This window comes from Pseudoalteromonas sp. GW168-MNA-CIBAN-0100, assembly GCF_040309225.1.
GTDB classification, from domain to species: domain Bacteria; phylum Pseudomonadota; class Gammaproteobacteria; order Enterobacterales; family Alteromonadaceae; genus Pseudoalteromonas; species Pseudoalteromonas arctica.
Genome location: NZ_JBEOOL010000091.1, coordinates 1 through 569, shown reverse-complemented (window position 1 = coordinate 569; position 569 = coordinate 1). Strand labels below are relative to the sequence as shown.

1 protein-coding gene is annotated in these 569 nt (G+C 42.4%); it reads left to right on the top strand.

Annotated elements, in window-relative coordinates; all coding sequences use genetic code 11:
* The coding region (locus AAEY62_RS20150; protein WP_350635939.1) for an ABC transporter substrate-binding protein at window positions 1-569 on the top strand (569 nt) is incomplete at both ends.

Genomic DNA, 569 nt, shown 5'->3' with positions numbered 1-569 from the left:
GAATATGCCATGCAACTAAAAGCCAGCGAACAAACCAATTTGTTTGATCACTACCCAGTAGGCACAGGCCCGTATATTTATAAAGAGTATAGGCGCGACCATTTAGTGCGCTTTTATAAAAACCCAGTTTATTGGAAACACGACGTGGTACTGGATCAATTGGTTTACGACATTACCCCTAACGGCACCACGCGTATAGCTAAAATGCTCACCAAAGAATGTGATGTCACTGCTCATCCAAGTAGCGCGCAATTGAGTATTTTAGCCCAGCGCGACGACATTAATGTAGAAAAAGAAACTAACTTAAATATTGGCTACTGGGCATTTAATACTGAGCGCCCCCCTTTTGACGATATACGAGTACGACAAGCACTCGCTCATGCAATTGACGTAGATAAAATAATGCAGGCTGTGTATTACGGCAATGGTATTCGCGCTCAATCAATTTTACCACCCACCTCGTGGGCGTTTGAACCACAAGCTAACATTCCAAATTTTGACCCTGCTTTAGCCAAAAAATTACTTATTGAAGCTGGCTTACCTAATGGCTTTAACATGAACATTTGGGC